Source organism: Collinsella sp. D33t1_170424_A12 (genome assembly GCF_015554865.1).
Classification (GTDB): Bacteria; Actinomycetota; Coriobacteriia; order Coriobacteriales; family Coriobacteriaceae; genus Collinsella.
The window spans coordinates 1-7,594 of the sequence record NZ_JADNJJ010000191.1; the positions used below are offsets into that span (position 1 = coordinate 1).

Annotated in this window: 4 protein-coding genes and 2 pseudogenes; 1 reads left to right on the plus strand and 5 read right to left on the minus strand. The window is 65.3% G+C overall.

The features are described 5' to 3' along the window. From I2E26_RS08020 to I2E26_RS08035, 4 genes and pseudogenes are all read right to left on the minus strand, one after another. Nucleotides 1-616 (minus strand): annotated as a pseudogene (locus I2E26_RS08020) (sensor histidine kinase); the annotation flags it as partial. A gap of 115 nt (nt 617-731) precedes the next feature. Beyond that, complete coding sequence (locus I2E26_RS08025; protein WP_147588764.1) at nt 732-1,646, minus strand: zinc dependent phospholipase C family protein; 915 nt, start codon at nt 1,644-1,646, stop codon at nt 732-734. A gap of 209 nt (nt 1,647-1,855) precedes the next feature. Continuing rightward, nucleotides 1,856-3,133 (minus strand): amidohydrolase family protein, encoded by a 1,278-nt coding sequence (locus I2E26_RS08030; RefSeq protein WP_147588765.1) that lies wholly within the window; start codon nt 3,131-3,133, stop codon nt 1,856-1,858. 129 nt (nt 3,134-3,262) lie between these two features. Further along, nucleotides 3,263-4,735 carry an APC family permease gene (locus tag I2E26_RS08035; RefSeq protein WP_147588766.1) on the minus strand — a complete coding sequence of 491 codons (1,473 nt, stop codon included), beginning with the start codon at nt 4,733-4,735 and terminating at the stop codon, nt 3,263-3,265. A 1,459-nt stretch (nt 4,736-6,194) separates the two neighbouring features. Here I2E26_RS08035 and I2E26_RS08040 point away from each other — a divergent pair. Beyond that, nucleotides 6,195-6,920, plus strand: a complete 726-nt coding sequence (locus I2E26_RS08040; protein ID WP_229056513.1) for a C39 family peptidase — start codon at nt 6,195-6,197, stop codon at nt 6,918-6,920. 261 nt (nt 6,921-7,181) lie between these two features. Here the strand turns inward: I2E26_RS08040 and I2E26_RS08045 are convergent. Then, a pseudogene (locus tag I2E26_RS08045) lies at nt 7,182-7,594 on the minus strand (carbamate kinase); the annotation flags it as partial.

Sequence of the window (7,594 nt, forward strand, 5' to 3'; positions counted from 1 at the left end):
AACGCGGATAGTACAGCTCGAGCGTGCCCACGCAGCGACCGCGCACGGTCAGCGGCGCCACGATGCCGGCGCGCATGCGGGGAAAGAACTCCAGTCCGCGCGTATCGCTCGCATCGCGCGAAAACACGCTCATGACCTGGGTCTCGATAACGCTGAGCGTGGTCTCGAGCACCACGGGCTGGCCCGTGGGATAGCGTTCGCAGCCTTCTCCCCAGCTCGCCAGCACCTCGCGACCGTTGGTGATGCACATGGCCGACGCCAGGGTCTCGGGCAGGATGATCTGGCAGGCGCCCAACGCGGCGTCGGGCGTCATGCCGTTGCGCGTATGGACGAAGATCTTCGATGCGATGGACAAGGTGCGGTCCGTAGCGCTGGATGTAAGGTCATCGGGAACAACGAACACGTAGCTGAAAAAGAAGCACAGCATAACGAGGCCGGCGATGGTGACCACCGCCGGCACGGGATTCATGTTGGCCGTGAGGTCCCACACCAACAGCACGATGAGGAACGGCACGCACAGCCCCAGCAAGACGGTGGCTACGCGCTGCGCGTTGCGCAAGGTGCGCGTCATGTTTCGCGCGGCGGACTTATGAAATGCTCGGCGCTGGTCGCCCACGGATCCTCCCCTATCCCCTCGTATATATTCGACAGCACGAATCATTGTAGCGAGAGGAGGAGCGGGAGGGGCCAACGCTCCGATGGAAGTCCGAGGGAACTCGCCAGACGGGCGACTAGTCCTCCTGGTCGCACTCCTCCGACGCATCGAGCGGGCGTCCGGAATAATTCAGATGGCGCGTGACCTCGGCCATATCGACGCCGTCGATGAAACGCGCGGCCGTGGCCCGGTAATCGTCGAGCGCGCGATCGAATACCTCGGGGAAGCTCTCGGTGGATGCGGCGTCCGTGAAGGGGTTGCGCCAGGCTTTGTGGTCGAGGTTGCCCGCGCGACGCGGCAGCTCGGAGGTAATGGGGTGCGCCAGACCCGCGAGCATGGGGTGCACGCGCGTGGCAAGCGAGCCCGCGGGCTCGATCGCACGGTAGGCCAGCTTCATATCGGCCACGGCGCCGCCGTACTCGAAGGCGGCCACATCGAGGTCGTAGACCTTCATGGCTACATGGCTCATAAGCGCGCCGGCAACCTTGTTGATATGGTCGTCCGTAGCGAGCTCATCGGTGGGCGGATAATCCAACGTGGTGCCCTGCGCGCGCTTGAGCTGCAGCATGAGGACGTCGAGGTCGCTCTCGATGACCGCGTGCACGGAGCTGCCCATATCCGCAAGATCGGGGTCGGCCTCCATGATGCCCCACTGCTGCTCGTACACGAACGGATGCGCGTTGCGGTCCAGCACGTAATGCGACAGCAGGCCCAGCGAGAAGGCGCGACCGATACGGGCGTCCTCCTCGTTCAGACGGCTCGTACCCTCGCGCAGCACGGCGAACTGCCGCGACATGCGGCTGCGATGCATAACCTGCGCGAGCTCCATGCACGAGCGCATCGAGCGCGTGCGAAACCTGAAGAAGAACGGATCGGGGCCCTGGTTGGCCAGAAGAAACGCCGCGCGCTCCTCCCCCGATGCGATGAGCCCCTGCGGCAGGCGCTCGATGCTCTCTTCGCCGAACAAGCGGTGCGTGATCAAGGCGGGCATAGCACTGTACCTTTCCGAAAAAATTACGACTGTTCGCTATTATGCCCAGCTGCGCCCGTTTCTGACCCGCGCACGGGCGATTGCCGGCTTTTCGGGGCGCGACGTACAGGGCTGCCGGCACCGGACCCCGACGCACGAAAACGCCCCGGTGGGCTGGAGATCCACCGGGGCTTCAACATGGGAGTTGATGAGATTAGGAGGCGCGAGGCTTACTCGGAGTACTTGTTGCCCTCGCCGAAGGTGCCGGCGTCGACGATCCAGCCGTCCTTCATGATGACGTCCATGTTGTCGACGTTCAGCGTGTGGATGTCGGCGGCGACGTCACCGTTCACGACCAGCAGGTCGGCGCACTTGCCGGCCTCGAGCGAACCGGTCTCGTCCTCGATGTGGCACATCTTGGCGCCGTTGAGGGTGGCGCAGGTGATGGTCTCGACCGGGGTGAAGCCGATCTTGTCGACGAACTCGTACATCTCCTCGATGGAGCAGGTGCCGTACGGGGTGACGAAGGAGAAGGAGTCGGAGCCGATGGTCATCACGACGCCGCGCTTCTTTGCCTCGCGCAGGCAGTCGTAGTTGCGCTGGAGCTCCTTCTCGACGAGGGTGCCCTCGTACTTGTCATGCAGCTCGGGCACGTAGACCGGCGGATAGGTGGAGTACCAGGTGGGCAGGAAGGCGATCGTCGGGGTGAAGAAGGTGCCCTGCTCGGCCATGAGGTCCATGGTGCGCTCGTCGATGTCGAAGCCGTGGATCAGCTGCTCGCAGCCGAAGCGGACCGAATCGTAGGCAGCGGCGTGGTTGTTGTAGCAGTGGCTCCACACCGGGATGCCGACCATCTTGGCCTCATCGATGACGGCCTGGATCTCCTCGGAGCAGTAGTGCTGATCGCGACCGGAGTCCCAGCGCCAGATGCCGCCGCCGGTAGCCCAGATCTTGATGGCATCAGGGTTCTCGCGCAGGCGACGACGAACGGCCTTGCGCAGATCCCACGGACCGTCTACCTGGTCGCCCCAAGGATGGGACTCTTTGTTCTCGAGCTGGCTGCAGTGGTGGGAGTCACCATGGCCGGCGGTGCGGCAGAAGCCCAGGCCGGTAGCGAGAACGCGGGGACCCTTGAAGACGCCCTTCTCGATGCAGTCGCGGACCTGGATACCGAAGCGGCCGATCTCGCAGACGGTGGTGAGGCCGTGGGTGAGGCAGTCATAGGCCTGCTTGACGGCGACGGCCTGCTTCTCGAGCAGCGGCTGCATGACCCAGTCGGTGTCATCGTCGGTGAGGTTGCCGGAGAAGTGCAGGTGGGTGTCGATCAGGCCGGGCATGACGGTCTTGCCGGCGGCGTCGATGACCTCGGCGCCCTCGGGCACGTCCTGCATGGCGCCGGCGTACTCGATCTTACCGTTCTCGTCGACGAGAACCAGGGAGTTCTCGACCGGCTCGGCACCGGTGCCGTCGATGAGCTTACCGCCAACGATTGCATACTTAGTGGACATGGTTCCTCCTTATGGATCCAAATCTATACGAGCGGGGGCGAACAATGATTGAGAGGGGTGGTTCGCCCCCGCACGTTTCCAGGGGGTGCGCCAGGCAATGGCAGCCGGCGCGACGACTCAAGCGAGTCGCTAGGCTTTCGCCTTCTTGGCACGGGCGTTGGTGATGAACATGAGCACCAGACCAACTGCGAGCCAGCCCAGAACGATGGCCCAACCGGTGAAGTCGAGGGACTCGGCGGTGATGGGGAGCACGATGAGGGCGATGATGATCAGGCCGGCGGCGATAGCCAGGCAGATGCCGAACTTACCACCGGGAACCTTGTAGGGACGAGGCAGGTCGGGCTCGGTGAAGCGCATCTTCAGGCAAGCGAGGGCAACCATCGTGCAGGAGAAGATGAAGGCGAGAGCCGAAACCTTGGTCAGCGGGATGAGCATGTTCTTGCCCATGAAGGGACCGACGAGGGTGATCACGGCCAGGACGATGCACGCAAGCTTGGGAGCACCGGACTTGGGATCGACCTCGGCGAACTTCTCGGGCAGCTGGCCCTTGCGGCCCATGGCGAGCATGATGCGGCTCGTAGCTCCGTAGAAGGAGTTCATGGGGCCCATGGGTCCAAGCGTCGCAATGCAGAGCATGATGATGTAGAAGATGAAGTTGATGTCCTTCAGGCAGGCAAGCGCCGGAACCGGGGACTCAACGAAGGTGTGCCAGTCCAGGATCGTGCCGAAGGAGTAGATGCACACCATGTAGAAGCCGCCGGAGGCAAGCAGGGCGAGAGAGATGATCTTGCCGAACTTGTTCCAGTTGAGGCCCTCCGCGGCCTCTTCGGCCTGCTGGGGAATGGTGTCGAAGCCCGCATAGAAGAACGGGGTGAGCAGGAGCACGGAGAGGATGCCGCCGAAGATGTTATCGGCACCCGTAGCGGCGACGCCGCCACCCGCGTTGGTGACCTGCGAGAAGACCTCGCCGTTGTGGAGGGCGTGATCGGGCGAGCCGGTGAAGATCGAGATGCCCATGGCGAGCAGCATGCCGCACAGGAGGGCCTTCGTGAGGAACGCCTGCAGCTTAGCTGCGGAGGACGCGCCGCGGAAGTTGAGGAAGATCACGTACGCGGCGAACGCGAGCGAGATGAGCGTGGGGAACAGGTAGACCTTGGCACCCAGGATCTCATAGAGCTCGAACGCGCGCAGCCACTCCAGACCGGGGATGGTACCGAACATGTCGGAGAGCAGCGTGGAGATGGCGATTGCCTCCCACGGGCACAGAATGCCGTTGCCCAGAGCCAGGAACCAGCCCGTGATGTAGGACGGGACGCGGCCGAAGGTGCGATCGACGTATTCCACGATGCCACCCGAGATGGGGATGGCAGCCGTGAGCTCGCCGAAGACGGCACCAATGGGAACCAGGAAGATTGCTCCGATGAGGAATGCGATCATCGCGGGAACGGGACCGCCGCCAACGACCATCCAGTCGCCAACCTGAAGCACCCAGCCGGTACCGATGATGGCACCAAAGCCAATCGTGAAGAAGTTCCAAAGCGAGAGCGTTTTCTTCATGCCGCCCTGCTCGGACGCAGATGCCTCTACCGTTGTATCCGCCATATCACTCCTCCTTTCTTGTTGCGGGGCCTCGCGGGCCCCTCCCCTTCTTACTGCACGGAAACGTATCCCGTGCCCTTCGCGAATCAATGTACGGCGCTGCTCGGCGTACAGGGCAACGGAACCGATTGGAGGAGGGGCGGCGGAAATGAACGGAAGCGATTCGCGGACGAACGGCGTGCCGGCCGATGAACGGCGAGGCACGGGCGGCGGGGGCGGGGCCCGGCGCTTGGCGGGGCGCCGGGCGGGGCGTCTGGCGGGAGGTTTCCGCCCCGGTTGCCCGCATCGCCCGTTTTCCTGACGGCAGGCTGCGCGGCCAGGCGCTTGGCGGGAGGTTTCTGGCGGAGCCCGGAATCCAGCGAGGATTCCTGACGGCAGCCGGGCGGCGGCGCGCTTTTCTCCCGGCAGGGACGCATCCCCGCGGCCGTTGGCGGGAGTTTTCCGCGCGTGGCTCGCCAGGCGGGAGGATTCCGCCACAAGGGCCGTCCTCCGCGCGGATTCCTGACGGCAGGCCGCACGGCCCGGAGCTTGGCGGGAGGTTTCCGGCGGGACCCGGGACCCAGCGAGGATTCCTGACGGCAGCGACCGCGGCGACATTGGAATGCCAGCCGTTCCTCGTCTTTTCCTCGCGTTTCCCCCTTTTGAGGATATGCTAGAAGGACTGGTCAACTGATCTTGCATGCTGGAGGGCACCATGGCGCACGAAACCCCACGGAACTCGCAGGCGAATCGCGATACCGCACACCCCGACACGCCGCACGCCCGCCCGCGCGCGCAGCAACCTGCCGGCGCATCGTCCTTCCCCGCGATGCGGCCTCGAACCGCCCCGCTCGCCAACGCGCGAGCCGCTGCCAACAACTCGCATCGCCCCACTAATATAGAAGGAGACGCGGCTCGCCCAGCCCGGTCCGACGGCGTCGGCCAAAGCCCCCAAGGACGGCCGCGGAACACGGCATCCCGCCCGCACTCCTCGGAGAGCTCGTCGGCAAACAGACGGCCCGCCGCGGGACACCGCGACGGACCAACCGGCCATTCCAACCGCCGCCCGTCGGCCGGCGCGCATCCCACGTATCGACCCGCGCCCCATGGCACAAGCCGTCGGGCAACCGCATCATCCCAGCGCTCCGCGCGTCCGAGCAGCTCCGCCCGCGCGGCTCGCAGCGCTGATCGCAACGGCGCCGCACGCGAGCAACGTGCACGCGGAACCTACTCCGGTGCCGCCCGGCGCGATCGTCCCGCGCCTGGCCCGGGCACAAGCAGGGACCTGCGCACCGCCGCATCGCACGGTCCCGCGCCGCATCGAACAACCGCCGCCGACTCCGCACCGCACAGCAGACCGGCGCCGCATACCGGCTCCGTCCGCAACGCGGGCGCGCTGACGCACCCGCCGCATCGCGACCGCAAGCGTCCCATGTACCTACACCGAACCGACCCCGGCTCCATCACCCAGCAAGCTGGCCGCATGCCTCACCATCAGAAGCGCACCCCGGGCTTCGCGGCGCTCGCCCTCGCACTCGCTCTCGTCTGCGCCATCGGCGGCGGCGCATATGCCCTCAACCGAGCGGCGGCGCCCAAGACGCCGGACCCGACACTTGCACAGCGCGCGGTTGCCAACCAGGCAACGCACGCGGCGGACGACGCTATCGATATCGTCGACACGCCGCGCGTCCCGGCCACACCGAAGAGCGACTGGGCAGAAGGCGCCATTCCCGTGATCTATCAGACCGATCCGGCCTGGGCGAAAGCCCCCTACGCCGGCGAGGATATCAAAACCAGCGGCTGCGGCCCCACCTGCCTTTCCATGGTCTACGTGGGCCTCACCGGCGACACAAGCATGGACCCCAAGGCCATGGCGGCCTTTAGCGAGCGCAACGACTTCGTCCAAGAAGGCATGACCGCATGGACGTTCTTCTCCGACGGCGCCGAGCAGCTCGGCATTTCGAGCGAAGAGCTGCCCTCGTGGGCCGATAGCGTTGTAGGCGCGCTCAAGAACGGAAAACCGCTCGTGTTCAACGTGCAGCCGGGCGATTTCACCCGCGTGGGCCACTACATCGTCGCTACCGGCCTGGACGCGGACGGCAGGCTGATCATCCACGACCCCAACAGCGCCGAACGCACGGCCCAAACCTGGGACGTCCAGCGCGTCGTCGATCAAAGCTCCAACATCTGGGCGTTCGAGGTCGCCTAAGCTGCAGCATGGCTGCGGGCATCGATCTTCGCAGCCGCCAGGCGGGACCGTTCTACGGACATCGGGCCGCGTCATTCCGCGCACCCCGCTTTCGTAGCCGCCAGGCCGTGCCGCCCCACGCACCCCGTCCTTCGCAGCCGCCAGGCCTCTCCGCGCATCCCGTTCTCTCCGCACATCCACACAAAGACGCCCCCGCGGTAAAGCGGAGGCGTCTAGGAGAGAGGTTAGTTTGCAGAAGAGACTGCTGAAGTGGCGATGTGATTAGCCGCAGATGCGGGTACCGGAGAGACCGGCCATGGTCTCGGCGGCCTTGTCGAGCGCACCGATGATGCAGGTGCGACCCTTGCGGGAACGCGCGAACTTGATAGCGGCGCGAACCTTGGGCTCCATGGAGCCCTTGCCGAACTGGCCCTCGTCGGCCAGGCGCTCGGCCTCGTCGGCAGTGAGCTCCTCGAGCTCCTGCTGATCGGGCTTACCGAAGTTGATAGCGACGTGCTCGACAGCGGTGAGCAGGAACAGGACGTCGGCGGAGCAGTCCTCGGCGAGGAGCTCGCCGCCCATGTCCTTGTCGATAACAGCGGCAACGCCCTTGTAGCAGCCCTTGTTATCGTAATCGCGCACGACCGGGATGCCGCCGCCACCGCAAGCGATGACGATGAACTCGTTGTCGAGCA

Excerpts from the sequence above, each read along its gene's own strand:
- I2E26_RS08025 (WP_147588764.1), bottom strand. The coding sequence starts at position 1,646 with ATGCCCGCCTTGATCACGCACCGCTTGTTCGGCGAAGAGAGCATCGAG.
- I2E26_RS08030 (WP_147588765.1), bottom strand. The coding sequence starts at position 3,133 with ATGTCCACTAAGTATGCAATCGTTGGCGGTAAGCTCATCGACGGCACC.
- I2E26_RS08035 (WP_147588766.1), bottom strand. The coding sequence starts at position 4,735 with ATGGCGGATACAACGGTAGAGGCATCTGCGTCCGAGCAGGGCGGCATG.
- I2E26_RS08040 (WP_229056513.1), top strand. The coding sequence starts at position 6,195 with ATGCCTCACCATCAGAAGCGCACCCCGGGCTTCGCGGCGCTCGCCCTC.